This is a genomic window from Methylobacterium mesophilicum, from assembly GCF_036441335.1.
Classification (GTDB): Bacteria; Pseudomonadota; Alphaproteobacteria; order Rhizobiales; family Beijerinckiaceae; genus Methylobacterium; species Methylobacterium mesophilicum_B.
In genome coordinates this window covers 334,155-361,001 of the sequence record NZ_MLBW01000034.1, presented here as the reverse complement: position 1 = coordinate 361,001, position 26,847 = coordinate 334,155, and the positions used below count along the sequence as shown (strand labels likewise).

25 protein-coding genes and 3 pseudogenes are annotated in these 26,847 nt (G+C 69.8%); 20 read left to right on the top strand and 8 right to left on the bottom strand.

The features are described 5' to 3' along the window. Position 1: 1 nt before the first annotated feature. From MMR14E_RS22380 to MMR14E_RS22360, 5 genes are all read right to left on the bottom strand, one after another. Positions 2-1,417, bottom strand: a complete 1,416-nt coding sequence (locus tag MMR14E_RS22380) for an efflux RND transporter periplasmic adaptor subunit (protein ID WP_331317327.1) — start codon at positions 1,415-1,417, stop codon at positions 2-4. Between the two features lie 429 nt (positions 1,418-1,846). Further along, positions 1,847-2,290, bottom strand: a complete 444-nt coding sequence (locus tag MMR14E_RS22375) for a hypothetical protein (RefSeq protein WP_331317325.1) — start codon at positions 2,288-2,290, stop codon at positions 1,847-1,849. 172 nt (positions 2,291-2,462) lie between these two features. Next, the gene (locus MMR14E_RS22370; protein WP_331317323.1) at positions 2,463-2,957 is read right to left on the bottom strand and encodes a hypothetical protein; all 495 of its coding nucleotides are present in this window, start codon (positions 2,955-2,957) and stop codon (positions 2,463-2,465) included. Between the two features lie 104 nt (positions 2,958-3,061). Beyond that, a complete protein-coding gene (locus MMR14E_RS22365; RefSeq protein WP_331317321.1) occupies positions 3,062-3,490 on the bottom strand; it encodes a hypothetical protein in 429 nt (142 codons plus the stop codon). An 806-nt stretch (positions 3,491-4,296) separates the two neighbouring features. Next, a complete protein-coding gene (locus tag MMR14E_RS22360; RefSeq protein ID WP_331317320.1) occupies positions 4,297-5,271 on the bottom strand; it encodes a sensor histidine kinase in 975 nt (324 codons plus the stop codon). 231 nt (positions 5,272-5,502) lie between these two features. Here MMR14E_RS22360 and MMR14E_RS22355 point away from each other — a divergent pair, with 231 nt between their 5' ends. Further along, positions 5,503-5,652 carry a hypothetical protein gene (locus tag MMR14E_RS22355; protein ID WP_331317318.1) on the top strand — a complete coding sequence of 50 codons (150 nt, stop codon included), beginning with the start codon at positions 5,503-5,505 and terminating at the stop codon, positions 5,650-5,652. Positions 5,653-5,654: 2 nt separating this feature from the next. Here the strand turns inward: MMR14E_RS22355 and MMR14E_RS22350 are convergent, their stop codons facing one another. Together MMR14E_RS22350 and MMR14E_RS22345 are read right to left on the bottom strand one after the other, a co-directional pair. Beyond that, entirely contained in the window at positions 5,655-6,563 is a 909-nt protein-coding gene (locus tag MMR14E_RS22350) for a fructose bisphosphate aldolase (RefSeq protein ID WP_331318613.1), read from the bottom strand. A gap of 335 nt (positions 6,564-6,898) precedes the next feature. After that, on the bottom strand, positions 6,899-7,651 hold the full coding sequence (locus MMR14E_RS22345) for a GntR family transcriptional regulator (protein WP_331317316.1): 753 nt from the start codon (positions 7,649-7,651) through the stop codon (positions 6,899-6,901). Positions 7,652-7,814: 163 nt separating this feature from the next. Here MMR14E_RS22345 and MMR14E_RS22340 point away from each other — a divergent pair, with 163 nt between their 5' ends. From MMR14E_RS22340 to MMR14E_RS22250, 19 genes and pseudogenes are all read left to right on the top strand, one after another. After that, on the top strand, positions 7,815-9,239 hold the full coding sequence (locus MMR14E_RS22340; RefSeq protein ID WP_331317315.1) for an MFS transporter: 1,425 nt from the start codon (positions 7,815-7,817) through the stop codon (positions 9,237-9,239). 132 nt (positions 9,240-9,371) lie between these two features. After that, positions 9,372-10,163 carry a sterol desaturase family protein gene (locus MMR14E_RS22335; RefSeq protein WP_331317314.1) on the top strand — a complete coding sequence of 264 codons (792 nt, stop codon included), beginning with the start codon at positions 9,372-9,374 and terminating at the stop codon, positions 10,161-10,163. A gap of 47 nt (positions 10,164-10,210) precedes the next feature. Then, positions 10,211-10,600 (top strand): hypothetical protein, encoded by a 390-nt coding sequence (locus MMR14E_RS22330; protein ID WP_331317312.1) that lies wholly within the window; start codon positions 10,211-10,213, stop codon positions 10,598-10,600. A 28-nt stretch (positions 10,601-10,628) separates the two neighbouring features. Further along, on the top strand, positions 10,629-10,844 hold the full coding sequence (locus MMR14E_RS22325; protein WP_020095789.1) for a hypothetical protein: 216 nt from the start codon (positions 10,629-10,631) through the stop codon (positions 10,842-10,844). Then, positions 10,844-11,164: a DUF6166 domain-containing protein gene (locus MMR14E_RS22320; RefSeq protein ID WP_331317311.1), complete on the top strand. Its 321-nt coding sequence runs from the start codon at positions 10,844-10,846 to the stop codon at positions 11,162-11,164. The genes MMR14E_RS22325 and MMR14E_RS22320 overlap by 1 nt, the downstream gene beginning before the upstream one ends. Positions 11,165-11,276: 112 nt before the next feature. After that, positions 11,277-12,566 (top strand): cystathionine gamma-synthase family protein, encoded by a 1,290-nt coding sequence (locus tag MMR14E_RS22315; protein WP_331317310.1) that lies wholly within the window; start codon positions 11,277-11,279, stop codon positions 12,564-12,566. Positions 12,567-12,828: 262 nt separating this feature from the next. Further along, a complete protein-coding gene (locus MMR14E_RS22310) occupies positions 12,829-14,121 on the top strand; it encodes a YjgN family protein (RefSeq protein WP_331317308.1) in 1,293 nt (430 codons plus the stop codon). A gap of 3 nt (positions 14,122-14,124) precedes the next feature. Next, positions 14,125-15,418: pseudogene (locus MMR14E_RS29360) on the top strand (M48 family metallopeptidase). Positions 15,419-15,536: 118 nt separating this feature from the next. Next, on the top strand, positions 15,537-15,908 hold the full coding sequence (locus tag MMR14E_RS22300; RefSeq protein ID WP_331317304.1) for a DUF971 domain-containing protein: 372 nt from the start codon (positions 15,537-15,539) through the stop codon (positions 15,906-15,908). A 63-nt stretch (positions 15,909-15,971) separates the two neighbouring features. Further along, on the top strand, positions 15,972-17,723 hold the full coding sequence (locus MMR14E_RS22295; protein ID WP_331317302.1) for a fumarate reductase/succinate dehydrogenase flavoprotein subunit: 1,752 nt from the start codon (positions 15,972-15,974) through the stop codon (positions 17,721-17,723). A 26-nt stretch (positions 17,724-17,749) separates the two neighbouring features. Continuing rightward, the gene (locus MMR14E_RS22290; protein ID WP_020095796.1) at positions 17,750-17,983 is read left to right on the top strand and encodes a 4Fe-4S dicluster domain-containing protein; all 234 of its coding nucleotides are present in this window, start codon (positions 17,750-17,752) and stop codon (positions 17,981-17,983) included. A gap of 8 nt (positions 17,984-17,991) precedes the next feature. Then, positions 17,992-18,957 carry a HEAT repeat domain-containing protein gene (locus MMR14E_RS22285; protein WP_331317301.1) on the top strand — a complete coding sequence of 322 codons (966 nt, stop codon included), beginning with the start codon at positions 17,992-17,994 and terminating at the stop codon, positions 18,955-18,957. A gap of 165 nt (positions 18,958-19,122) precedes the next feature. After that, positions 19,123-19,899 (top strand): Crp/Fnr family transcriptional regulator, encoded by a 777-nt coding sequence (locus MMR14E_RS22280; RefSeq protein WP_331317299.1) that lies wholly within the window; start codon positions 19,123-19,125, stop codon positions 19,897-19,899. Positions 19,900-20,063: 164 nt separating this feature from the next. Next, on the top strand, positions 20,064-21,488 hold the full coding sequence (locus tag MMR14E_RS22275) for an ABC transporter substrate-binding protein (protein WP_331317297.1): 1,425 nt from the start codon (positions 20,064-20,066) through the stop codon (positions 21,486-21,488). 6 nt (positions 21,489-21,494) lie between these two features. Next, a complete protein-coding gene (locus MMR14E_RS22270) occupies positions 21,495-22,385 on the top strand; it encodes an ABC transporter permease (RefSeq protein WP_331317295.1) in 891 nt (296 codons plus the stop codon). A gap of 68 nt (positions 22,386-22,453) precedes the next feature. Next, positions 22,454-23,314 (top strand): ABC transporter ATP-binding protein, encoded by an 861-nt coding sequence (locus MMR14E_RS22265; RefSeq protein ID WP_331317293.1) that lies wholly within the window; start codon positions 22,454-22,456, stop codon positions 23,312-23,314. Between the two features lie 23 nt (positions 23,315-23,337). Next, the gene (fdxA, locus tag MMR14E_RS22260) at positions 23,338-23,676 is read left to right on the top strand and encodes a ferredoxin FdxA (RefSeq protein WP_331317292.1); all 339 of its coding nucleotides are present in this window, start codon (positions 23,338-23,340) and stop codon (positions 23,674-23,676) included. A gap of 18 nt (positions 23,677-23,694) precedes the next feature. Next, positions 23,695-23,949 (top strand): annotated as a pseudogene (locus MMR14E_RS22255) (FAD-binding oxidoreductase); the annotation flags it as partial. Between the two features lie 195 nt (positions 23,950-24,144). After that, positions 24,145-24,705 (top strand): annotated as a pseudogene (locus MMR14E_RS22250) (ferredoxin--NADP reductase); the annotation flags it as partial. A gap of 82 nt (positions 24,706-24,787) precedes the next feature. On the opposite strand, the gene MMR14E_RS22245 reads toward MMR14E_RS22250, so the two are convergent. Next, a complete protein-coding gene (locus MMR14E_RS22245; protein WP_331317290.1) occupies positions 24,788-26,827 on the bottom strand; it encodes a molybdopterin-dependent oxidoreductase in 2,040 nt (679 codons plus the stop codon). Between the last annotated feature and the right edge of the window lie 20 nt (positions 26,828-26,847).

Below are 26,847 nucleotides of genomic sequence, written 5' to 3'. Positions count from 1 at the left end.
GTCAGAACCCCAGCCGGACGCCGAACAGGCGCCGTCCGGCCGGCGCCTCTGCCTGCCCGACCACGACCTCACTGCCCTCTGCGAGGCGGCCGGGCGCGCGCAGGGCGACGAGATCGGCGCTGGTGGCGCCGACCTCGACACGCACCGGCTCCAGCCGGCCGTCGGGCGCCTGCACCCAGACGGCGGGCTCGCCCTGATCGCGGGGCGGAACCCCTTCGGGGCGGAAGCGCAGGGCCGCGAGAGGCACCTTCAGCACGTCCGCGTCCTTGTGGATCGTCAGCTTCACCAGGGCAGTCATGCCCGGCAGGAGCAGACCGTCGCGGTTGTCGGTCTTCAGGACCACCGTGTAGGTGACCACGTTCTGCGTCACCAGCGGCGCCTTGCGCACCTGCCGCACGACCGCCTCGAACCGGCGGCCCGGATAGGCGTCCACCCCGAAGGTCGCCCGCTGACCAGCCGCGACCCGGCCAATATCGGTCTCGTCGACGCGGGCATGGACCTCCATCTCGGCGAGGTTCTTGGCGATGTTGAAGGCCGTCCGCACCTCCAGGCCCGCTGCCAGCGTCTGCCCCTGGTTGACGAAGCGGCCGACCACGACGCCGTCGGTGGGCGCGCGGATCACCGTGCGGTCGAGATCGATCTCGGCGCCGCGCAGGCTCGCCTGCCGCTGGGGCACCGCGGCGCGGGCTTGCGTCAGTTCGGCCTCGAGCCGCCTGACCTCCGCGACGGCGGCTTCCACGGCGAAACCGTTGAGGTCGAGCAGGGTGCTGGCCTCGCGTGTCTGGGCTTTGCGGGCAGCGAGGTCGGTCTGCGCCTCTTCCAGGACAGCGGCCGAGGCGACCTCGCGGGAGCGCAGCGCGACCTTGCGCTCCAGGTTGCGCTCGGCCGCCAGCTGCACGGCCTGGGCGCTCTCGAGCTTGGCCTGAAGCACCGCCTTGTTGCCGCGGGCATTGTCGAGGTCGACCCGGGCGCGGTCGAGCCGGGCCTGCTGCACCGTCACGCTGGCGACCGCCATGGCGAGGGCGGCGCGGTTCTCCTCAACCTTGGCGAGGAAGCTGCGCGGATCGAGCGCGGCCAGCGGCTCGCCGAGCCGGACCCGGTCGTTGAAGTCGACGTACAGTTTGGCGATCTGTCCCGCGAGCTGGGAGCCGACTTCGACCGTGTCGACCGGCTGCACGGTGCCGGTGGCGGTGATGAGCTGCTCCAGAGCACCGCGCTGCACCGGCGCCGTGAGGAAGCGGCCCTCGGGAACCGGTGCGGCAGCCTTGGCATCCTTCGGGTCGGCCGCGACTGCCGGCGACCCAAGCGGCACCGACGCCAAGCCCCCGACCTCGGGATTGATGCAGGCGAGCAGCCCGAAGGCCGCGACCGCCGCGAAGCCGAGCGTCATCAAGTTGTTGGGCAACCATCGCGCCACGATTCGTCCCTCCCTCTGTTACGCCTCGGATGATCGGAAAATCCCCGTCTCCGGGCGGCCGAACCGGGCTCGCGCGCGGCCTACTCTCGCTCTCGACGCTCTCTGCGGCCACAGATTCTCAGTAGAACCTGGACCGACGAACTCTGACCTGACGATGATCGTCGAAGCACGACCTAACCCACCGAGCGAGAGAGACATTCGACGTTCATGGATTCGGCCCGGGGCATTCGGACATCGCGATGAACCGGAGAGTGTCGCCCGTGCGGCGAGCGATTTCGGTGCCTGCCGGAGCTGGCGGCTGTCACGCGGCAGCTGGCCGCGATCAGGCGCCTCCCGCTGCCGACGTGTCCGGCTAAGCCTTCATCGAGAGCGCGGCACGCCATCGACCTGCCTCGCCATCCCGGTGGGTCGCCGGCGCTCACGGCTCGATCAGTCCTGAGACAGTGGGGCGCCCCCGTTCCCGACACCGTCGCCCACGCCGAAATTGCCGTTGCCGTTCGTCCGGTTGCCGTTGCCGTTATTGGACCCGACGTTCCCGTTGCCGTTCCCGTTGCCCGCGCCGCTCATCAGGTTCAGGCGCGATGAGGCAGGGATGCCGTTGTTGAGAATGGCGAGGTCGTCGGGCGCGGCGGGCGGCCGAGCGAGCCGCGGCGTGCCCGAACTGGCGAGAGGCTGGAGCAAGCTCCACGGCGGCACGTGCTGGCCGCGCGGTGGCAGGTCGCGAGAGGGCCAGGGGGGCGCCGCGATCCACCCCTGACCCGGACCGGCCGATGCCGGCGGGATCAGGAGCACCTGGGCCGAGCCGGAGGCGGGAAGCAGCGGTAAGACGGCGATGGCGACACCGCGGGTGACACGTCGGAACACGTCGCTCATGCTGCGAACTCCTTCGATGCTGGCACCGTGGCGAGGCGCGGCCGAACGGTCCCGACGCGGGCTGTGATGCGGTCTTCGCTGTGTGTCGTGCTCTCACCGGACTCCCGGCAGCCCTCGAACACCTTCGCGCCTGTTCGGGCCCTTCGACGGCTCGGCCCGAGCGCGATCGGCGTCACCTCCGGAAGAGGTTCAGGCTCGCATTGCCATTGAGGTTGCCGTTCCCGGCGCCGATGTTCCCGTTCCCGTTCCCGCTGCCGCCGTTATAGTTCCCGTTGCCGGCACCGACATTCCAGTTCCCGTTCCCCGCACCGGCGTTGTTGTTCCCGTTATAGGCACCGACATTGTGCGAGCCGTTGCCGGCTCCCGTATTGCCCATGCCGTTGAAGGCGCCGACATTGCCCGATCCGCCGTTGAAGGCTCCGATGTTGTTCGAGCCGCTGTTGAACGCACCCATATTGCCGTTGACGACGGGCATTCCGGTCCCGTTGCCGTTGCCGTTGCCGTTGCCTGAGCCCGAGTTCCAATTGCCGTTGCTGTTCCCGTTCAGGGACCCGATATTTCCGTTCCCGTTGCCCACGCCGTTGCCGATGGCGAAGATCTGAGCCTGTGCCTGCAGGGGGGCCAGAAGAAGGGGCCAGAGAAAGAAGGTTCGGACGAGTATTTTCACCGCAATGCTCCCTGGTTCCGAGGGCCTCGCGTGAGGTCGGCGTTCAGCACGGTGCCGACGGCCGCCCACTTGGCGGCCGTCGCAGTCGTTCTGACGGCCTCGCGTTAGGGCGTGTTGCGGTTGCCGTTGAGGTTGCCGTTGAAGCTGCCGAAGTTGTTCACGCCGTTGAGGTTGCCGTTGGCGACCCCGAATAGGTTCCGGTTCCCGTTGAGATTGCCGTTGGCGTTCCCGGTGTTGATGTTGCCGTTCCCGTTGCCGTTGCCGACGCCGAAGATGTTGCCGTTGCCGTTCAGATTGCCGTTGCCGGAACCCGCGTTGCCATTGCCGTTGGCGTTGCCGTTCAGGAAACCGATGTTGAAGTTGCCGTTGCCATTGCCGTTCAAGGAGCCGGCGTTGGCATTACCGTTGCCGTTGCCGTTGCCCGAACCGATGTTGCCGTTGCCGTTGCCGTTTCCGTTGCCGCCGGCCAGCGCCATCGAGGGCGCGCCAGCGAGGGCAAGGACGGCGACAGCCGAGAGCAGCGTTGTCCTCATCGCGTTCCTCCTGATTGATGCTTACCCAAACCCTTCTGGCGGGCCGGGCGATGCTGTCTGTCGCTCAGGTTGAGCAACGCGATCAGGGTGCTGATGCGAGCAGAATACGACTAGATAGGAATTCGGCCTAGCCTATTCGGGCTACCTCTTTCGACGTAAACGGCCACATTTTTCCGCATCTAGGATTTTTAGATCTGTTGCATTGCAATATTCGATCCAATCATTCGCCCGATTGTGGCCTGTCGTTACTGCAAGAGGTCAGATTAGACCCGCATCATGAAATTTAATCTATTCGATATCCGCACATACAAGATCCTTCTCGCATAATTTTCCAGTTCCAGCGATCTATCGTCCAGATATCTATCAGTATTTTTGAAAACAGATATCCATTTACATCGCGTTGACGGAAGTGCAGTCAGAAAGTCAGGCTTTTCACTGCCTGGCAGCGTTCTCCGGAAGGCTGATACCGCACGGGAACGGGCTGAACGCCGGCACCCGCTCGCGGTCGGGCATCGGACCCAGGTTGGCCCGGGCGTTCCGCTCCGCCCCCGGGTGCGCAGCGCGTGCCGGCACGGGCTCGGTCCTCCGGAAGGATCCGGCCAGCACCCGACCCGCCCGGCATATCGACCGCCGCGCCCCCGCCACGCGCCCGGCCCGCGGTGATCGTGAGGGTCACCGGACGGTCCGTGGCCTCGACCAGCGCGTCCATCGACAGGCTCGGGATGAGGCGACCCACGCCATCGGGTCGGCCGTCCTTCTTCGGGCGCGGGCGGCAAGCTGGCGAACCCGCACGCGAAGGCCAGCCGTCAGGGGCTCGCGATCCGGGAATGCGGGACGGCCATCTCGAAGCGGAGACCGCTTCCGTCGATGGTGCGCTCGAAGCGACCGCCCAGGCTGCGCTCGATCGTCTGCTTGAGCAGCCGCGATCCGAAGCCGGTCCCGTCGGCCTTGGGCACGTCCGGCGGCGCCGGCCCCTCCCGCCACGTCACGCGCACGTCGTCGCCGGCCAGCTGTCCCTGAACTCTCAGCGTCCCGCCGCCCGACAAGGCCCCGTACTTGGCCGAATTGGTGGCGAGCTCGTGGAAGATCATCGCGTAGTCGTTCAGCTTGCCCGAGGGGGCGACCACCGCATCATCGATGTCGATCTCGATGTTGGCGCCGGTCCGGTACGGCGCCAAGATGCGCTCGGCGAGGACGGCCATCGGAACGGTGCCGTCCTCGCCGTTCTGCGCGCGTGTCGCCAGGACGGTCGCCTCGTGCAGCACGCCGAATCGCCGCGACAGGTCCTCGGCGAACAGCGGCGCCGACTTGGCGTCCCGGGCGACGATGGACGTCAGCGCCCGCGCCACCGAGAACATGTTCGACACCCGGTGGGCGAGTTCGGCGGCCAGAAGCCGCTCGGCCTCCTCGGCCCGCTTCTGGTCGGTGATGTCGAGGAAGATGGCCTGGATCCAGTCTCCGACCCGGCCGGCATCCCCACCGACGCCGCGCGCCGAGATCCAGCGCGCGTCCGCCTCCTCGCCGATGCGGAAGTCGAACGAGTAAGGATGCGGGTCCCGCTCGCTGGCCGCCCATTTCTCAACCATTCCGGTGCGGTCGTCGGCGTTGACGCGCGCGAACAGCGCGTCGATGTCGACGACGGTCTCCGAGACGCCCCAGAACGCGCAGCACAGGCTGTCGAGGCGAGCCACCCGCCGGGCCGGCGACCACGCCCAGAGACCGACGCCGCCCCGGTGGATCGCGCCGGTGAAATTCGCCAGCGTCCAACCGTCGCTTGTCACTTCGAAACCCCCGTGCCTGCGCGCTTCAGGTGCATGCGGATCGGGACGACATGTCCGGTACGATGCCCGGGTATAACCCCCAGAGGACGTGCTGGCTCCGGCATAGCTTCGGCGCCGTTCTGTCGGCGTGAGCGTGTGGGGCGACACGCGCGCGCGTCGACGTGACCGGGACCGTCCGGACCTCCGGCGACTTTGCCCTCGGCGGCCTCGTCCAGAGCATCGGCGGCAACGGTGACATCCAGCCCGATGCCGGCGGCGCGGCCCGGTGGCCGGGGCGGTGACGGCGGCACCGTCACGGTGACCCAGGGCGGGACGATCGTCACGGAGGGCGACGATGCCCTGGGCCTCGTGGCGCAATCCTCAGCGCCGTCGACCGGATGACGTCAGTCTTCGCTACGCTGATGCTTGTCCACCGATGCCGTGTAGATCTCGTCGATCGCCTCGGCGAGCGCCGCATCGAATGCATCGCCGCTCATGCCGGCCGTCAGCCCCTCCGTGAGCGCGCGCGAGAAACTCGCGATCACGCCGTGGTTGCAGGCGAGCTTGGCGCAAGCTTCCTTCCGCGCGTAGCCCCCCGACAGCGCGACCACACGGGCCACCCGCGGATGACGGGTCAACGGCGCGTAGAGGTCCGTCACGTCCGGGAGGGTGAGCTTCAGCATCACCTGCCGGCCTTCGGGAAGAGCGTCGAGCCGCTGTGCCAGCGCCGCGAGAAGGAGCGCCTCGGCGCCGGGCTTGTCGGGGCTCTTGATGGAGACTTCCGGCTCGATGATCGGCACGAGCCCGTGCGACGCGATCCGGTCCGCGATCGCGAACTGCTGCTCCGCGACGGCGGCGATGCCGCGCTCGGACGGCATGTTGATGACCGAGCGCATCTTCGTGCCGTAGACCCCGAGCCGGACGGCGCGGTCGAGAAGCGCGTCGAGATCCGGCATCGGCTTCATCAGGCTCACGCCATCGTCTTCCGGAGCGAGCCCCTTGTCGACCTTGAGGAACGGCACGATCCCGCGTTCCTCCCAGAGGAAGGCCGGGACGGGCTTACCGGCGGCGCTGCCGTCCATCGTGCCCTCGAAGAGGATCGCACCCAGCACCTTCGCACCCGTGAAGGCGGCCGAGGTCATGATGCGCACGCGCATCGCGTGGATGAGCGCGAACATCTCGGCGTCGCCGGCATAGGTGTCGTCGGGGATGCCGTAGAGGCGCAGTGCGCCGGGGGTCGACCCGCCGCTCTGATCGAGCGCGGCGATGAAGCCGTCGGCCGCGACCCGATCCGCCATCTTATCGCGTAACATGGCCGTCACTCCACGATCGCACGCGCCACTGCCGGTCCCCGCGCGACCGACTTGATCACAAGTCTTCACCGAGCTCGTCAAGGTCAGCAGCCGGACCGCGGCGCCCGGCCGGTGACGACGGTCCGCGCGTCACCGCTCGCGCGGGCGAACGGTTGCGGACACGTCGCGGCCGAGAGACGGGGCGTCCCCCGCCGTCACCGTCCCGTCTCGTGCTCGCGTCCATTACCGACTCCGCGACGACCGTATTCTCGCGCTCCGATTCGAACCGCGCCTCCGACGAAGATCGAGCGATCTCGCGCCTCACCTGCCGAGAAGCACCGCCCCGCGAGTCCGGCTCAGAGATCCAGGGTCTTGCGGGCGAAACTCTCGATGTAGTCGACGAGCTTGTCCGACGCGGCGCCGGCCGCATCGATGTCCCGCCGCGCGACCGCCTCGCACACGTCCGCGTGGAGGTTGGCGGTCAGCGGCAGGTCGGCCGCCTGCTTGTAGTGCTGGTACCAGAACCGGCGCGACAGGCCCGCCATGCTCTCCAGGGAGCGCACCGCGAACTCGTTGCGCGAGGCCGTCGCGATCAGCTCGTTGAACTGACGATCGAGCCGCATGAACGCCAGATCGTCGGACGCCGCGGCCGCGTCGCGCATGTCCTGCGCGAGCCCCGCGAAGACCTCGCGCTCCTCCCGGGTGGACCGCTCGGCGGCGAGGCGGGCGATCAGGCGCTCCAGGACGCGCCGCGTCTCCAGGAGACGCAGCTGCGTCCGCACGTTGATGTCCGAGACGAGGATCCCGCGCCGCGGCATGACCACGACGAGCCCGTCGCGGGCGAGCCGCTGCAGCGCTTCCCGGATCGGGGTGCGCCCGATCCCCAGCCGCTGAACCAGATTCTGCTCGCCGAGCACGAGGCCGGGCGGGAGCACCAGCGTCGTGATCATCTCTTCCAGCTGCTGGTAGGCCCGGTCGGTCAGCGTCAGGTCGGGCAGATCGTCGGTGCCGCCCGGCCCGTCGGACGCCGCCTTCACGGCCCTGCGAGCCCGCTTCCCACCCCGCTCGGCAGCGCGGACGGAACTCGTCTTCCCGGTCACGAAATTCATGGACGACCCTCCCGCCCCGGCCGGGCCCGCACATACCGCAACCGTCAGCGTGCATGGGGCGACCCGCCGCGCCGTGCAAGTGCATACGTCTGATATATCTTGCGCATCTTAGTAATATCCTGCATGACGACTCGCCGCATACGAACATGAGGGAGGTTGAGCCATGGCAGGGCCTGTTGCGATTTCCGCCGGCGACATGCTGCCGGACCGGGTGGCCGCGGACGCCACCGCCCGCGCGGCGGGCGGGTCCGGCGCGCTGATCGCGGCGCGGCTCGAGCGGCTTCCGATGACCGCCTTCCAGCGCAACATCTTCCTCATCATCGCCACGGCGTGGTTCTTTGATTCGATCGATCTCGGCTCGCTCACCTTCCTCCTGGGCTCGATCAAGACCGAGTTCGGTCTGACGACCGCCCAGGCGGGGCTCCTGTCGAGCATGAGCTTCATCGGCATGTTCGCGGGCGCGGCCCTCTCGGGGATGCTCGCCGACCGGTTCGGGCGGAAGGTCGTCTTCCAGATCAGCATGGTGTTCTGGGGGCTCGGCAGCCTCTGGTGCGCTTACGCCCCGGACGCGACGATGCTGGGCTATGCCCGCCTGCTGCTCGGCTTCGGCATGGGCATGGAATTTCCGGTGGCGCTCGCCATCGTCTCGGAGTTCCTTCCGACGGCCAAGCGCGGCCGCTATCTCGCCGTCATGGAAGGGTTCTGGCCGCTCGGCTTCATCGCGGCCGGCTGCCTCAGCTACGTGCTGCTCAGCCACTTCGACTGGCGCGCGGTGTTCCTCGCGCAGGCCGTGCCGGCGCTGTTCCTGTTCGCGATCCGCTTCCTCGTGCCGGAATCGCCCCGCTGGCTCGCGGATCGCGGCCGCCACGCGGAGGCCGACCGGGTGATGGCGCAGATCGAGCGCAAGGTCGCCCTGCGGCTCGACGGGCGTCCGCTGCCCGAGCCGCACGTTCTGCCGGAGCCGGCCCGGGGCGAGCGGCGCTTCTCGTTCCTGGAACTCTGGAGCCCCGGCTATGCCAGCCGCACGGTGATGATCTGGCTGACGTGGTTCTTCGCCCTGCTGGGCTTCTACGGCCTCACCACTTGGCTCGGCGCGCTCCTGCAGGAGGCGGGCTACAGCGTCGCCAAGTCGGTCACCTACACGATCCTGATCTCGCTCGCGGGCGTGCCGGGCTTCATCGCCTCGGCGATCCTCGTCGAGCGCTGGGGCCGCAAGCCCACGGCGGTCCTGATGCTCCTGGGCAGCGCCGTCGCGGCCTACCTCTACGGGCACTCGCCGTCGTTCGGCTGGCTCATCGCCTACGGACTGATGATGCAGTTCTTCCTGTTCGGCATGTGGTCGGTGCTCTACGCCTACACGCCCGAACTCTACCCGACGCGGGCCCGCGCCACCGGGGCCGGCTGCGCCTCGGCCATCGGCCGCGTCGGCTCGCTCATCGGGCCCTTCGCCATAGGCCTGATCCTGCCGGTTCTTGGCCACGGCGGCGTCTTCGCCTTGGGCGCCGGCTCGTTCGTCATCGCCGCCGCGAGCGTCGGCTTCCTGGGCATCGAGACCAAGGGCAAGTCCCTCGAGACCATCTCGCACTGACCGGACCGGCCCCGACCGGGCGGCGGCGCCGTCGCCCGGTCAGGTTGACGACTGATATATCAACGGTATCTCTAAACGAACCGATCCCGGTTGGGGCGCATCGTCATCCCCTTCCCAGCAAGGAGACGCACCATGGAACTCGCCAACACCCGCATGAGCGAACGGCAGCGGAACTACCGCGCCAATTATCGCCAGCGCGTGGCCGGCTGGTACAACGGCTTCCTGCACATCGCGATCATCTACACGATCGGCCTCACGGCCCTGTACATCTACGTCTCGAACATCCACGCGCCGAGCTGGATCGAACTCGCCACGGTCCCGGTCGTGTTCCTGTTCTGCAATTTCTTCGAGTGGTGGCTCCACCGCTACGTGATGCATCGGCCGCAGAGCAATCCGATCGGGCGGGCCGTCTACAATCGGCACACGCTGCAGCATCACCAGTTCTTCACCGACCACGAAATGCGCTTCGCCGACCACCGGGACTACCGGGTGACATTCTTCCCGCCCTACGCGCTGGCGACGTTCACGCTGATGTCGATCCCCGGCGCCATCGTGCTCGGCAACATCTTCACGCCCAATGTCGGGTGGCTGTTCATCACTACGACGACCAGTATCTACATGATCTACGAGTTCATGCACTTCTGCTGCCATGTCGAGGAGAACTGGTTCGTCCGCAACATGCCGTTCATCAACACGAACCGGCGGCACCACACGGCCCACCACGACCAGTCGATCATGATGGAGCGGAACATGAACCTGACGTTCCCGATCATGGACTGGCTGTTCGGCACCTCGGACCTGAACCGCGGTCTCCTCGGAACGCTCTTCAACGGATACGACACGCGCCACGTGAAGACCGACATGCGCAAGACCGCGCGCACGCCCGGCGCCCCCGAGCCCCGCGCGATGCAGCCCGCCGAGTAGTCCGCAGAGCAGCCCGCAGAGCAGTTCGCCGAAACCGGAGCCTCGCCATGGACATGATCGAACCGAACGTCGCCGCGCTGGCGTGGTTCGCCCTCTTCGCCGGGATCGCCTGCACCGGCTTCTACGTGCTGGCCGGGATGTTCCCGCTGGAGACCCGCCCCGACCTGAGGGCGCGTCCCCTCGGCCGCGCGCTGATCGCGGCCGACGTGCTCCTGCTCGCGGCGCTGACCGGCGGGATGCTCGCCTACGGGGTCGCCGAGCTCCGCTGGTCGAGCCTCGTGATCGTGGGCGGCTTCGCCGTGCTGTTCGCGCCCGGCCTGTTCAACCTCTGGCCCCAGCGCTGGCGCGACGGCGTCGCGGGCCTGGCGATCGTGCTCGCCGCCCTCTGCGGCGCCCTCGGCCTGCTGCAGCAGGTCGGCGCCGTCTTCGTCCTCTGACCCGCACGCGCGATCCGGGAGGGATCCGATGCCGTTTCCGATCAAGTTCGGCCTGTCCGTCGCCGTCGCGCTCGCGGCGCTCGCCGGCTGGTTCTACATGGGCCATCTCGGCCAGACCGGGCCGCGCTGGGCCGTGGCCTTCCTCGGCCCGTTCATGGTGGTCAGCCTCTGGATCTTCCCCGAGGTGATGCGCAACCGCTCCGACGGGCGCACCCCGCGCCACCGGATCCGGGAGGCGCGGTGATGGACAAGGTCTATGCCGGGGACCGGACGATCGACGGGATCGTCGTCACGGTGAACGGGGCGCCGCTGCCGGATCGGGTCGAGGCCAAGTGCTACTCCCGGAAGGGCTTCGAGTGGAGCTACGAAGGTCCCGAGCCGTCGCAGCTCGCCTACGCGATCCTGTTCGACCATCTCGGCGACGCGGCGGAAGCGGAGCGCCTGCAGCCGCGATTCATGCGCGGCGTCGTCGCCAACTTCCAGAACGCGTGGGAGATGACGACGGCCGACATCGCCCGCGTCCTGGAGCGCCTCGATTCGGGCGGCGCGGCGCGGTCGGGCTGAGACCCGCGGCGGGGCTCCCTCCGCCGGCGCCCGTCGAGCCTCCGCCGCGTTTCGAAGCGGGCCCGGCTGTGCCATGCTCCCCCGCCCGGGATCCTGTCGGAGCGAGGCCAGCATGTCCGACGACCGCTACCACAAGAAGCTGCTCGGCAACCGCCCGCTGCATCCCGAGACGCTGATGCTCGGCTACGGCTACGACCCGGCCCTGTCCGAGGGCGCGGTGAAGCCGCCGGTCTTCCTGACGTCGACCTTCGTCTTCACCTCGGCCGAGCACGGCAAGGCCTTCTTCGACTACGTCTCCGGGCGGCGCGAGCCGCCGGTCGGCGAGGCGGCGGGGCTCGTGTACTCGCGCTTCAATCACCCCAACAGCGAGATCGTCGAGGATCGGCTAGCCGTCTTCGAGGAGGCCGAGGCCGCCCTGGTCTTCTCCTCCGGGATGTCGGCGATCGCCACCACGATCCTCGCCTTCGCGCGGCCCGGCGACGCGATCCTGCACTCTCAACCCCTCTACGGCGGCACCGAGACGCTGATCGCCAGGACCCTGGCCGGATTCGGCATCGCGCCGTTCGGGTTCTCGGACGGTACCGACCCGGCGAGCGTGCGCGCCGCGGCCGACCGGGCGGCCGCGGCGGGACGCGTCAGCGTCGTCATGGTCGAGACACCCTCGAACCCGCTCAACACCCTCGTCGACCTCGGGCTCGTCCGGGCGGTGGCCGAGGAGATCGGTGCCCGGCAGGGCGGCGGCGCGCCGGTGGTGGTCTGCGACAACACCCTGCTCGGCCCCCTCTTCCAGCACCCGCTCCGCGACGGCGCCGACATCTCGGTCTATTCCCTGACGAAGTATGTCGGCGGCCACTCGGACCTGATCGCCGGCGCCGCCCTCGGCTCGGCGGCGCGGATGAAGCCGGTGCGGCTGCTGCGCTCGGCGATCGGGACCGGTCTCGACCCGCATTCCTGCTGGATGCTCGGGCGCTCCCTCGAGACCCTGTCCCTGCGGATGAGCGCGGCCAACCGCAACGGCGAGATCGTCGGCCGGATGCTGGCGGCGCACCCGAAGGTGGCGCGCCTCCACCATCTCGCGCATCTCGAGCCCGGATCGCGGCAGGCGCAGGTCTACGCCCGGCAGTGCGCGGCGCCGGGCTCGACGTTCTCGTTCGACATCGTCGGCGGCGAGGCCGAAGCGTTCCGGGTTCTCAACGGCCTCCAGCTGTTCAAGCTCGCCGTGAGCCTGGGCGGAACGGAGTCGCTCGCGAGCCACCCGGCCTCCACGACCCATTCGGGCGTGCCGAAGGCGGTGCGCGACCGCCTCGGCATCACGGACGCGACGATCCGGGTGTCGATCGGGATCGAGCACCCGGACGATCTGGTCGCCGACCTCACGGCGGCTCTCGCCGTCCTGAGCTGAGCGGCGCCGCCCCCTTGGCGGACGCGCAGGTCCGTCGTCCAATCGCGCTGCCAGCGCCAAGACACCCGGCCGATCTGGTCAATACAGCGACGCTATCGGCGACCGACGCTGGAGACCGCTCGTTAACGACGCTCCGCAGTTCGGACGGTCGCCGCACCACATTGCGGGGACGGAAAAGAATTGCGGCCGCGCGGAACTGGTCAGCGCAGGCCTTGCTTCCTAGTGTCTCGTCGCGAAGCGCGACGGGACACTCGACGGACCCATGAATTCCGGAACCGGGACCCGGCTCGACACGCGGAGCGGCGCTCCGGGCACGCGCGTGGCCGCCGTGACCTTCGACCCGCGGGTCAAAGGTCTCACGGGGCTGGCGCTGAAGGGCTTCCTGCTCTCGATCGTGACCATCGGCATTTACAGATTCTGGTATGTCACCAATCTGCGCCGCTTCTTCTGGGAGCGCACCGCGCTCGACGGCTCGCCCGCCGAGTATACCGGCACCGGCAAGGAACTGTTTCTCGGCTTCCTCGTCGCGCTCGCGATCCTCGTGCCGATCTACGTCGCTCTGTTCGCGGTCTCCCTCGTGGCGCCCGCCCTGGCCCCGTTCTCGGTGGTGATCTCCTTCGTGTTCCTGTTCCTCCTCGGGCAATTCGCGATCTATCGCGGGCGCCGCTACAGGGCGATGCGGACGCTCTGGCGCGGCATCCGCCTCGGGCAGGACGGATCGGGCCTCGCCTACGCGGCTCGCGCGGGCGGTTGGTGGCTGCTCACGCTCGTCACCTTCGGCCTGGCCTTCCCGTTCATGCGGGCGAGCCTGGAGCGCTACCGCATCGACCACACCCTGGTCGGCACCAGCCGGATGCACTCGACGGCGCGGGGACGCAGCGTGCTCGGTCCCTGGCTCCTGCTGTACGCGGTCGGGCTGGGGCCGCTGATCGGGCTCGGTGTCGCCCTCCTGATTGCGGTCGACTTCTCGCTGCCCACGGATCTCCTGGTGCCGAAGCCCGGCGGCAAGGCCGGCCAGACGATCCTCAACCCCGCCTACGCGGCCTCGAAGATCGGCATCCTCCTCCAGGCGATGGGCTTCGCGGCCGCGATCTGCGTGCCCGCGGCGCTGCTGCTGCTCCCGTACTACCGCGCCCGGGAGACGCGGGCATTCATGGGCGCCGCCAGCCTCGGTCACGCCCGCCTCGCCTCGAGCCTGAAGGCGCGGCAGTTCTACTGGCCGTACATCGTCTACATGCTGTCGCTCCTGGCCTTCCTGGCGGTGCTGGGCGTCGTCGCGGCCTTGCTGATCTTCGCCGCCCAGGCGGCGGGCGATCTCGGCATGCTCCACTGGCTCGTCGTCCTCGTCTACCTCGTCGGCGCGCCGCTCTTCGCGGTGCTCTACGTGCGGGTGGTCCAAGCCCGCCTGTGGGCAGCGGTCGCGACGAGCACGAGAGTGACGGACCCCGACGCGCTGGATGCCGTGCTCGCCTCGTCCCGCGGCGCCGGCAGCGGTCTGCAGGAGGGCCTCGCCGACGCGCTCGACGTCGGAGGCGCGCTCCAGATCGGCTTCTGACGCTTGACCCGCGCTTCCCAGGCGATCGACGCGACGCCGATCGAGGTCGCGGGCCGCTACTTCGACGGCGTCAGCGCGCGGGCACATCCCGTCACGCTGCGCCTCGACGACCGCCTCCGCGTCTCCGGGCCCGGCGTCGACCGGGACTGGAACCTGCTCGACATCCGCGCCGCCGTCGCGGTGCCGCCGCTGATGCGGATCGGTCCGGTCGGGGAGCCGGGCCGCGTCGAGTTCTCGGACGCGGCGCTCGCCGCCGCGCTCGCCGCGCTCTGCCCGGATCTCCACCGTCGGGAGCGCTCGGGCGGAACGGTGCGGCTCGTGCTCTGGTCTCTCGCGGCCGGTCTGTCGGTCCTGCTCGTGGCGGTCTTCGGCGTCCCGCAGATCGCCGGGCTGCTGGCTCCGCTGGTGCCGGACGCGGCCGAGTCGCGGCTCGGGGCGGTGGCGGAACCGCAGGTCCTGCGCTTCCTCGGCGACCCGCCGGCCTGCGCGGAACCGGCCGGGCGCGCGGCCCTCGACACGCTCGTGCCGCGTCCCGCAGATCGCCGGGCTGCTGGCTCCGCTGGTGCCGGACGCGGCCGAGTCGCGGCTCGGGGCGGTGGCGGAACCGCAGGTCCTGCGCTTCCTCGGCGACCCGCCGGCCTGCGCGGAACCGGCCGGGCGCGCGGCCCTCGACACGCTCGTGGCCCGCCTCGTCGCGGCCGGGCAGGCGGAGGGCGCACTGCCTCCGGGCCTGGCCGTGAGCGTGCGCCGGCACGGGACAGCCAACGCCTTTGCCCTGCCGGGCGCCCGCGTGATCGTGCTCTCGAGCCTCATCGCGCGGGCGCAGTCGGCCGACGAGGCCGCGGCGGTCCTGGCGCACGAGCTCGGACACGTCCGCCGACGCGATCCGACCCGCTCCCTCATCCGGGCCTCGGGCACCTCGTTCCTCCTGAGCCTCGTCCTCGGGGACCTGACCGGGTCGACCATTATCATCGCGCTGGGCGACGCGGTGCTCTCGGCCGGCTACAGCCGCGATGCCGAGCGGGCGGCGGACGCCTACGCGGTCGACCTGATGACCCGCGCGGGCGGCAACGGCGCGGCGCTCGCCGACATCCTGGAGCGCATCGCGAAGGACAAGCGCGACGGGACAAGCGATGCGCTGGACCTGCTGCGCAGCCACCCCGTCACGCGCGAGCGCGCCGCCGCGATCCGCGCCCAGGCGGGCCCTGCGGCCGCCGATCGACAGATCCTGTCCGAGGCCGCCTGGACCGCGCTCAGGGGCATCTGCGGGCCGAAGGCGACCGCTGCAGAGCCGTAGGCTCGGCCCCGGCGGGGCATTCTCGCCGGTCGGCCGGCCGACTGAGATTCTGAGCAACTAATTGCTGTCGTATCCCCCTCCCCTCGGCTTCTGTGGCGCAGGCACAGCGGAGGAGCGGATGGCACAGGACGCGATCGGGATACCCAGCCCGCCTCCGTTCGACCCCGAGGCGATCCCGGAGGCGGTCACGCTCGCGCGCGGCGGGACCGGCCTCCGGCTGCAATGGCGCGACGGTCCGTCCGCGACCCTGTCGGCGGAGCGCCTGCGGCTGCGCTGCCGCTGCGCGTGGTGCACCTGCGACCGCCTCGAGCGGCGCTTTCCCGAGGCCGCTTCCGGCATCGCGGTCGCGCGGGTCGAACCGATGGGCGGCTACGCCGTGCACATCGCGTTCTCCGACGGCCATGCCCGCGGAATCTACCCCTGGACCTACCTGCGGACCCTCGTGGCCGAGGCCGTCGACGGCCCGCCCGGCGCGGCGCAGGCCGCCTGACCGCGGGATCCGATCCTCCGGCGATCCCACACGCCCCGCCCCTGACTGACGCGAGATCTTGCCATGAACGCGTTCGACTCCGCGACGAAGACCGAGATCATCGAGGCCGACATCCTGGTGATCGGCGGCGGCACCGGCGGCCCGATGGCCGCGATCAAGGCCAAGGAGGCCGATCCGAAGCTCCGCGTCGTCCTGATGGAGAAGGCCAACGTCAAGCGCTCGGGCGCGATCAGCATGGGCATGGACGGCCTGAACAACGCCGTCGTGCCGGGCTACGCGACCCCCGAGCAGTACGTGAAGGAGATCACCGTCGCGAACGACGGTATCGTCAATCAGAAGGCGGTGATGGCCTACGCGCAGGGGTCGTTCCCGATGATCCAGTACCTCGACAGGCTCGGGGTCAAGTTCGAGAAGGACGGCTCCGGCGAGTACAACATGCGCAAGGTCCACCACATGGGGACCTACGTGCTGCCGATGCCGGAAGGGCACAACGTCAAGAAGGTCCTGTACCGGCAGCTCCGCCGCCTCCAGGTCGGCGTGACGAACCGGTACATGGCGACGCGCCTGCTGAAGGGCGCGGACGGGCGCATCGCCGGAGCGATCGGCGTCAACACCCGCACCTCCGAGTTCCTGGTGGTGAAGGCCAAGGCGGTGATCCTCGCCTGCGGGGCCGCCGGCCGTCTCGGGTTGCCGGCCTCCGGCTACCTGTTCGGGACCTACGAGAACGCGGCGAACTGCGGCGACGGCTACGCGATGGCCTACCACGCGGGCGCGCAGCTCGCGAACCTCGAGTGCTACCAGATCAACCCGCTGATCAAGGACTATAACGGCCCGTCCTGCGCCTACGTCACCGGCCCGTTCGGCGGGTACACGGCCAACAATCGCGGCGAGCGCTTCATCGAGTGCGATTACTGGTCCGGACAGATGATGCTGGAGTTCTGGCGCGAGCTGCAGGGCGGCAACGGCCCGGTCTTCCTCAAGATGGACCATCTGCGCGAGGAGACGATCTCCGAGATCGAGACGATCCTGCACTCGAACGAGCGCCCCTCCCGCGGTCGCTTCCACGAGCGGCGCGGCACCAATTACCGCCGGCGTCCCGTGGAGATGCACATCTCCGAGATCGGCTTCTGCTCGGGCCACTCGGCCTCGGGCGTCTTCGTCGACGAGTTCGCGCGCACGACCGTCCCCGGCCTGTACGCGGTCGGCGACATGGCGAGCGTGCCGCACAACTACATGCTGGGCGCCTTCGTGAACGGCGGCATCGCCGGGGCCGACGCCGCCGCCTACTGCACGGCCAACGCCCTCGCCGACCATGACCCGGCGGACATCGCCGCCGAGCGCGAACGGGTCCTGGCGCCGACCCGGCGCGTCGACGGGCTGACCCCGCACGAGATGGAGTTCAAGACCCGCCGCTTGGTGAACGACTATCTCGAGCCGCCGAAGGTGACGGCGAAGATGGAGCTCGGCCAGCGCCGCTTCGCCGAGATCCGCGAGGACCTCGACCTGCTCTGCGCCCGCGACCCGCACGAGCTGCACCGGGCGCTCGAGATGCAGACGATCCTCGACTGCGCCGACATGGCGGCGGCCGCCTCGCTCTACCGGACCGAGAGCCGCTGGGGATTTTACCACCTGCGCGTCGATTACCCGGAGACGAACGACGCCGAGTGGGCCTGCCACACGGTGCTGTTCAAGGACGGCCGGGGCCGGATGGCCCACGCGAAGCGCGCCGTCGACCCGTTCATCGTGCCGGTCGCCGCCGAGGAGATGGGCGCCTACCACCAGCTCCGCATCAAGGCCCCGGCCGCCGCCGAGTAAACCCGCCCCGCACCGGAGATCGATCCATGCCGATCATCAATCAGGCCAGCAGCGCCGCGGTCGTCATCGACGACGCCAAGTGCATCGCCGAGAAGGGCTGCCGCGTCTGCGTCGACGTCTGCCCGCTCGACATCCTCGCGATCGATGAGACCCGGCAGAAGGCCTACATGAAGTACGACGAGTGCTGGTACTGCATGCCCTGCGAGGTCGACTGCCCGACGAACGCGGTCAAGGTCAATATTCCCTACCTGCTGCGCTGAGGCCGACCATGAGCCCCGTGTTCGATTCCTTCGACGACGATCTCGACGACGTCGCCGAGCGGTGCGCGAGTGCCGACGCCGGCGTCCGGCGCGTCGCCATGATGGAGCTCGCGGAATCCGTCGGCTCCGCGGCGAAGGTCCTGCTCCTGAAGGGACTCGGCGATCCCGACGCGGCCGTCCGCGCCGCGGCGGCCAAGGCTCTGGACGAGCACGACGGCGCGGACGTCGTCGAGGGCCTCGTGCGGTCCCTGGAGGACGCCGACGAGGCCGTGCGCCGCACCGCCGCCGACACCCTGGCCGAGAAGAAGGAGCCGGCCTGCGGGCCGCTCCTGATCGAGCGCGCCGCACATGCCGACCCCTTCGTGCAGGCCTCCGCCCTGCGGGCCCTGCGCGAGCTCGTCCTGCCGGACGCCCTGTCGGCCGCGCTGAAGGCGCTCCAGAGCCCGGCCCCGGAGGTGCGCCGCGAGGGGCTCGGCGTCATCGGCTATCTCAAGGCCGAGGAGGCGCTGCCGGCGCTGATCGCCACCGCCGGCGATCCCGACCCGTCGGTCCGGCGCGCCACGATGGCGGCGCTGGTCTTCCTGCGCGCCGGCGGCCCGGGCATCGCCACGCTGCTCGCCGGCCTGTCCGACGAGAACTGGCAGGTGCGCGAGGAGGCGGCCGTCTCCTGCGCCAAGATCCGGCTGCCCGAGGCGACGTCGCCCCTGATCGCCGTGATGGACGATCCCGTCTGGCAGGTCCGCACCAAGGCGGCCAATGCCCTGGGCCGGATCCGGGCGCCGGCGGCCGTCGAGATCCTGGGCCGGGCGCTGACCTCCGACATCAGCAATTTGCGCAAGGAGGCTGCCGCGGCCCTCGGCGAGATCGCCGACCCGCGGGGCCTGTCGGCCCTGGAGGCGGCGTCCGACGATCCCGATCCCGACGTGCGCAAGCTCATCCACTGGGCGATCGGCCGCTGTCAGGGCCGCCCCTGATCGATCCGGCCGTCACGGCCTCGTCGCGGCGCCGCATCCTCCGGGTGCGGCGCCGCTTCACGTCCGCTCGGCTCCGGGATATCCAGACGCTGCCGGTGCCGGCGGCCAGTTTAGAGCTGGTACAGGGTTTGCTGCGCCGCGATCGGTAGGATGTCGGAGGCGGCAATGCAGACCACGGCGCCGATTCGCCCGTCTCAGGCCCCGGCGGGGGTCCAGAGCCAGGCGAGCGCCCTCCTGCTGTCCGAGGCCGCGCCCAGCGCCGGAACCGGCCAGCGCCCCCTGCTCGACGGGCTGACGGAGCGCGAGGTCGCCCTCGTGCTGGAGAAGGGCCGGCGCCGCGTGCTCTACCGCGGCGCGACCCTGTTCACGCAGGAGACGCCCAACGACGGGATCTGGATCGTCGAGAGCGGCCGTATCCGGGTCTTCTACGCCGCGCCGTCCGGTCGCGAGATCACGCTGGCCTACTGGTATCCCGGCAACTTCGTCGGCGGTCCCGACGTGTTCGGCGCCGGCCTTCACAAATGGTCGGGCATGGCGGCGAGCAATTCCAGCGTGCTGCACCTGCCCGCCAAGGCGCTCCGACAGCTCGTGACCCAGATCCCGGCGCTCGCGATCGGCGTCATCGACGGCCTGACCTTCAAGGGCCGCTGCTACTCGACCCTGGCGCAGATGCTCGGGACCCGCTCGATCACCGAGCGCCTCGCCCACCTGCTCCTGCACCTGTGCGACCTCTACGGTGTCGCGGAGGAGGACGGGACGGTGATCGCCGCGACCTTCACGCACGCCGACCTCGCCCACATGGTCGGCGCCACAAGGCAATGGGTGACGATCAGCCTGAAGCGGCTCTCGGAGCAGGGCGTCCTCGTGACGCGGCGCACGCAGATCGTCGTGCTGCGTCCCGACATCCTCGCGGCGATGCGCGGCGGCGAGGAATGCGCCTAAAACGCGAGCGTCCCGCACAAAACCGCAGCACATCCGCAGCCGCTCGACGTTTTTGCGCAACTAATCGACCCGCAGGCGTCCTCGGCATTTGATCGGACGCGCCGCAGCGCCCGATCATGCCGTCGATGTCTTCGCGACATCGGGCCGAAATGTTGGAGCGGGCGATGACTGGACGATTTCCCGGGCTCAGATCGGTCTCCGCTCTCGCGCTCCTCGCGCTGGCGGGCGCCGGGATCGCGAAGCCGGCTCGCGCCGAGACCCTCACCGTCGGCATCGGCACGCAGGACACGACGACCAACACCGCGACGGTCGGCGTGGTGATCCGCCAGCTCAAGCTGCTGGAGAAGTATCTGCCCAAGACCGGCAAGTACGCCGGCACGACGATCCAGCTCGACTGGCAGAACTTCACGTCCGGGCCGCCGGTCACGAACGGCATGATGGCCGGGAAGCTGCAGTTCGGCGCGATGGGCGATTACCCGCTCGTCGTCAACGGCGCGACCTTTCAGAACAATCCCGAGAGCCGATCGCGGCTGATCGCTGTCGCCGCCTACAATCTCGACGGATCCGGCAACGGGATCGTGGTCAACAAGGCCTCCGAATACTTCTCCTTCGAGGACCTGAAAGGCAAGGTCGTCAGCGTGCCGTTCGGCTCGGCGGCCCACGGCATGGTCCTGAAGGCGCTGCAGGACAAGGGCTACCCGGCCACCTATTTCCGCCTCGTCAGCCAGAGCCCCGAGGTCGGATCGACCAATCTCCAGGAGCAGAAGATCGACGCCCACGCCGATTTCGTCCCCTTCGCCGAGTTGCTGCCGTTCCGCGGCTTCGCGCGCAAAGTGTTCGATGGCGTCGAGACCAACCTCCCGACCTGGCACGGCGTCGTCGTGCGCTCCGACTTCGCGGACCGCTACCCCGAGATCGTCGAGGCGTACCTGAAGGCCGTTCTCGACGCCGACGCCTGGGTCAAGGCCGACCCGAAACGCGCCGCCGAGCAGATCACGGCCTGGACCGGCACCGACAAGGAGGTAGTCTACATCTTTCTCGGGCCCGGCGGGATCATGACCCTCGATCCCACGATCAAGCCCCAGCTGGTCGAAGCCGCCCGCGAGGACGTCAAGGTCCTGCAGCGGCTCGACCGGATCAAGGCCTTCGACGTCGGTCCGTGGGTCGACGAGGGGCCGCTGCGCAAGGTCTTCGCCGAGCGCGGCCTGGACTACGCGCAGCAGCGCGCGAGCACCGCCAATTACGAGGTGCGCGGCGAGGACACGTACTGCAAGAGGCCGATCACCGAGCCGCGCAAGGCCGGCGAGATCTGGGTGAAGGGCGGGGCGATCCAGCCCTACGCGAGCGCGGCCTGCACGCTCGGCGCGCTCAACGAGATGAAGTCCAAGGGACAGGCCGTCGACGTCGCCTACGTCTTCGACTCGGTCCGCGGCGTCAAGCTGTTCGCCCGGGAGGCCTTCTACGTCGTCGACGGCAAGGGCGGCATCGCGCCGTTCCTGCTGAAGCAGGACGCCGAGGCCGCGGCGCGGGGCGGCGGCACGGTGATGCCCTACGACGAGGCCCTCAAGGCCGCTGTGACCGGAGGCTAGAACCGCATGGACGCTGTCGCCCTCCGGCCCGCCGCCGAGTCGCGCCCGCCCCGAGCGGCGCCCCTGCCGCCGCCGGCCCTGTCGGCCTCTCCCGCGACGAGCCGCGCGCGCCGCTGGCTGCGGCTGCACCGCGGCGCGTTCCGGGCCGCGCTGATCGGGCTCGCCTCCCTGATCGTGTTCGTCGCGCTCTGGCAGTATCTGACCGCGAACCGCGTCACCCTCTACGTGCGGTTCCTGAATATCCCGACGCCGATGGACGTCCTGGGCCGTGCGGCGATCGCCCTGCGCAGCCCGAACTTCGGCGACCACGTGCTCATCTCCTGCCGCCGGATCCTCTTCGGATTCCTCCTCGCCGGCGGCGTCGCCGTGCCGCTCGGGCTTCTCATGGGGCGGTACCGCCTCCTGCGGGAGATCGCCTTCCCGATCTGCGAGGTGCTGCGGCCGATCCCGGCGATCGCCTGGGTGCCGATGGCGATCATGCTCTGGCCGACCAACGAGGGCTCGATCGTCTTCATCACCTTCCTGGGCTCGTACTTCCCGATCCTGATCAACACGCTCCAGGGCATGGTCCAGGTCGACCCGGTCCTGGTGCGGGCGGCACGGTGCCTCGGCGCCCGGGAAGCGGCGGTGTTCCGCGAAGTCTACCTGCCGGCCTCGCTGCCGCAGATCTTCACCGGGCTGACGGTCGGCATGGGCGTGGCCTGGGTCTCGCTGATCGCCGCCGAGATGATCTCCGGCCAGTTCGGCATCGGCTACTTCACCTGGGAAGCCTACTCGCTGGTCCAGTACCCGGACATCGCCCTCGGCATGATCACGATCGGGCTGCTCGGCCTCGGTTCCAGCTTCGCGATCCGGCTCGTCGGCCGCCTCGTCATGCCCTGGGCCGCGGCCCGCTAGGCCTCGGCCGCCCGGCGCGGCCCTCGCCGGAACGGTCCTCCACGCACGTCACCATTCGGGAGCTTGCCATGGCCGAGCCGAGCCGGGGCCTGATCGAGGTCTGCGACTTCTGCCTGCGCTACGAGACGATGGAGGGGTCCGTCGAGGCCGTCTCGAACGCCTCGCTCACCGTTCAGCCCGGCGAGTTCGTGTCGATCATCGGGCCATCGGGCTGCGGGAAGTCGACGCTGCTCAACGCGCTGGCCGGCTTCCTCAAGCCGTCGTCCGGGCGGGTCACCGTCGACGGCGAGGCGATCGCGGGCCCCAGCGCGGACCGCGGCATGATATTCCAGCAATACTCGCTCTTCCCCTGGAAGACGGTGCGCGAGAACGTCGAGTTCGGCCTGAAGATGAAGGGCGTCCGGCGAAGCGAGCGCGAGCGGCAGGCGCGGACGCTCCTCGGCCTCGCCGGGCTCACGGCGTTCGAGAACCACTATCCGGACCGTTTGTCCGGCGGGATGAAGCAGCGCGTCGGCATCGTGCGCGCGCTCGCCACCGGACCGCGCATCCTGCTGCTGGACGAGCCGTTCGGCGCCCTCGACGCGCAGACGCGGCTGATCATGCAGCAGATCCTCACCAACATGTGGCAGCGCTTGAAGATCTCGGTCCTGTTCGTGACCCACGACATCGACGAGGCGATCTTCCTCTCCGACCGCGTCTACGTGATGACCGCCCGTCCCGGGAGCATCAAGGCCGAGGTCGTGGTGCCCCTCCCCCGCCCGCGACAGCCGGCCCTGACCCTGTCGTCGGAGTTCCTGGCGCTGCGCCGGGGTCTGATGTCGCTGATCCGCGAGGAGAGCATCCGCGCGATGGGCGGCGAGGTCAGCGCCGAGGCGATGAAGGGGCTGGCGATCGATCTCGAGGGCCAGGATCTGCCCGCGCTGCTCTGACCGGTGCACCGAGGTGCGAAGACATGACCTACGTCGTCACAGAGAACTGCATCCGCTGCAAGTACACCGACTGCGTCGAGGTCTGCCCGGTCGACTGCTTCTACGTCGGCGAGACCATGCTGGTGATCAACCCGGACGAGTGCATCGACTGCGGTGTCTGCGAGCCGGAATGCCCGGCCGATGCCATCAAGGCCGACACCGAACCGGATATGGCGGGCTGGAAGACCTTCAACGCCAAGTACGCCGATCTCTGGCCCAACATCACCGAGAAGACCGAGCCGGCCGACGACGCCGCGGCCTGGGACGGCCGGGACGGCAAGCTGCTCGACCTGTTCGGAACTGCCGATCCGGCGTCCGCCTGACCGAGGACTGATCCGTCGATGAGCAAGTTCTACGAGGAGCGCGTTCTGTCGGTCCATCACTGGACCGACAACCTGTTCTCGTTCCGCACGACGCGGGATCCGGCGTTCCGGTTCCGCAACGGCGAGTTCACCATGATCGGCCTGGAGGTCGAGGGCCGGCCGCTGCTGCGCGCCTACTCGGTGGTCTCGGCCAACTACGAGGAGGAGCTGGAGTTCTTCTCGATCAAGGTCCAGGACGGCCCGCTGACCTCGAAGCTGCAGCACCTGAAGGTCGGCGACCCGATCATCGTCGGCAAGAAGCGATGGCGACCCTGTTCACCGGCAGCGTCGCCGAGCCGAGGGGCTTCGCGCTCGCCTGCCAGCTGGACAAGGGAGGCGAACACGCCGATCATCGTCGTCTCGAGGACGAGGAAGGCGACGAAGTACTCCTTCACGCGGAAGTGGATCGAGTGCCACGAGGCGCCGATGCAGGACGGCCCGCTGACCTCGAAGCTGCAGCACCTGAAGGTCGGCGACCCGATCATCGTCGGCAAGAAGCCGACCGGCACGCTGGTGCTCGACAACCTGCTGCCGGGCCGCAACCTGTACCTGCTGGGCACCGGCACCGGGCTGGCGCCGTTCCTGTCGATCATCAAGGATCCCGAGGCCTACGACCGGTTCGAGAAGGTCGTGCTGGTCCACGGCTGCCGGCAGGTGCAGGAACTCGCCTACGGCGAGACCATCACCGAGACGCTGCCGCGCCACGAGTTCCTGGGCGAGATGATCTCGAACCAGCTGATCTACTACCCGACCGTGACCCGCGAGCCGTTCCGCAACCGCGGCCGGATCACCGACCTGATGGTCTCGGGCAAGCTGTTCGAGGATATCGGCCTGCCGCCGATGTCGATCGAGGCCGACCGCTTCATGCTCTGCGGCAGCCCCGACATGATCCGCGACACCCGCGAGCTCCTGACCTCGCGCGGCTACGAGGAGGGCAACCACGGCGAGGCCGCCCACTACGTCATCGAGAAGGCCTTCGTCGAGAAGTAGCGCGGACCCGCAGGCCGGATCTCGACCCGGCGAGGCGCGCGGGCCGGACGCCCGATCGGCGCGGCGCCGTCAGGCGCGGGATTCAGGCCGCCCGGACCCAGACCGCGGTGTCGTGGAAGGCGGCGCCGTCGTTGGGGGCGGCCGGCGCGGACCCGATGAGCGCGTTGATGCCGCCGCCCCCGCCGATGAAGGCCGCGCTGGGCCACAGGCTCTCGACCACCACGACGCCCGGCTGCTGGCCCTCGGCGAGGCGGGCGTGCAGCCGGACGCGGCCGCGGGCATTGCCGACCTCGACGGCGTCGCCCGTCCCGATCCCGAGCCGCGCGCCGTCCGCCGGATGGATCAGGCAGGTGGGCCGCCCCTCGCGGCGGAGCGATTCCGGCACGTTGGTGAAGGTCGCGTTGAGGAACTGGCGGGCCGGCGGGGCGATCATGCGGAACGGGTGCTCCGCGTCGGCGGGCTCGGCCTCCGGCCAGTGATCGGGCAGGGCCGGCATCCCTGCCGCGCGCGGCCCGAGCGCCGCCCAGTCGGGGGCGAAGCGGAAGCGCCCGTCGGGATGGCCGAACCCGTTCAGGAAGTGGCTCTCGGCGAAGTCCGGCTGCGCGTCGATCCAGTCAGCCGACTCCAGCCTGTCGAGGCCGCCCCAGCCGGAGCGCGCCAGGGTCGCGTCGGCGAGGTCGCGGGCGGTGAGGCGGAAGCCCGCGTGGTCCGCGCCGAGCCGGGCGGCGAGCCCGGAGAGAAGCGCGTGGTTCGAGCGACACTCGCCCGGCGGCTCCAGGATCGCGGGCCCGGCCTGGATGTGGCTGTGACCGCCGGCCCCGTAGATGTCGTCGTGCTCCAGGAAAGTCGTGGCCGGCAGCACGAGATCGGCGAGCGCGGCCGTCTCGGTCATGAACTGCTCGTGCACGGCCACGAACACGTCCGGCCGCGCGAGGCCGGCGCGCACCCGGGTGCTGTCGGGCGCCGAGACGGCGGGATTGGCGGACTGGATCAGCATGGCGCGCACCGGCGGGCCGCCCTGCAGGGCATCGGGATCGTCGGCGAGCACGGCGCCGATCCGGCTCATGTCGAGCTCGCGCACGCCCGGCGCCCTGGCGTCGAGCCCCTCCGTCAGGGTCTTGTCCCAGTTGAAGATCGCGGCCTGCTGCCAGAGGGCGCCGCCGCCTTCGTGCTGCCACGCGCCGGTGACGGTCGGCAGGCAGGTCACCGCGTGGAGGTTCACGGCGCCGTTGCGGCTCCGGGTGAAGCCGAAGCCGCAGCGGATGTAGCTGCGCGGCGTCCGGCCGTAGAGCGCCGCGAAGGCCTCGATGGCGGCGGGCTCCAGCCCGGTGATCGCCGCCGCCCATGCGGGCGTGCGCGACGCCAGATGCGCTTCCAGAGCGGCCGTGTCCTGCGCGTGGGCGGCGAGGTAGGCGCGGTCCGCGTGACCGTCGCGGAACAGGACGTGGAGCACCGCGCAGGCCAGCGCCCCGTCGGTCCCGGGCCGGGGCGCGAGGTGGAGATCGGCGGCCGCCGCGGTCCCGGTGCGGTACGGATCGACCACCACCAGCTTGGCACCGCGCGTCTTGCGGGCGCGGCTGATGTGGGTCATCGCGTTGACCTGCGTGCTGACCGGGTTGCCGCCCCAGACCACGATCAGGTCGGAGAGCGCCATCTCGCGGGGATCCGGTCCGGCGATCCGGCCAACCCCGGCGCTCCAGCCCGCGATCGCGACCGCCGTGCAGATGGTGCGCTTGCGCCGCGAGTAGCCCATGACGTGGGTGAGCCGATGGATGCCGTCGCGCTGGACGAGGCCCATGGTCCCGCCGGAATTGTACGGCCAGACCCCCTCAGCCCCCCACCGGTCCGCCGTCTCCGAGAAGGCCGCGGCCAGCCGGTCGAGCGCCGCGTCCCAGGAGATCCGGCGCCACGCCCCGCCGCCCTTCGCGCCGACGCGCTCCAGCGGGTGGAGGATCCGGTCCGGGTGGTGGACGCGGTCGCCGTAGCGGCTGACCTTCGCGCAGATCACCCCGGCCGTGTAGGGGTTGTCGCCGCCCCGGACCGCGACGACGCGCCCGTCCGCGACCTGCACGTCGAGGCTGCAGGCCGAGGGACAATCGTGCGGGCAGACGGTCCGGACCAAGCGACGTACTCCCGTGGCGC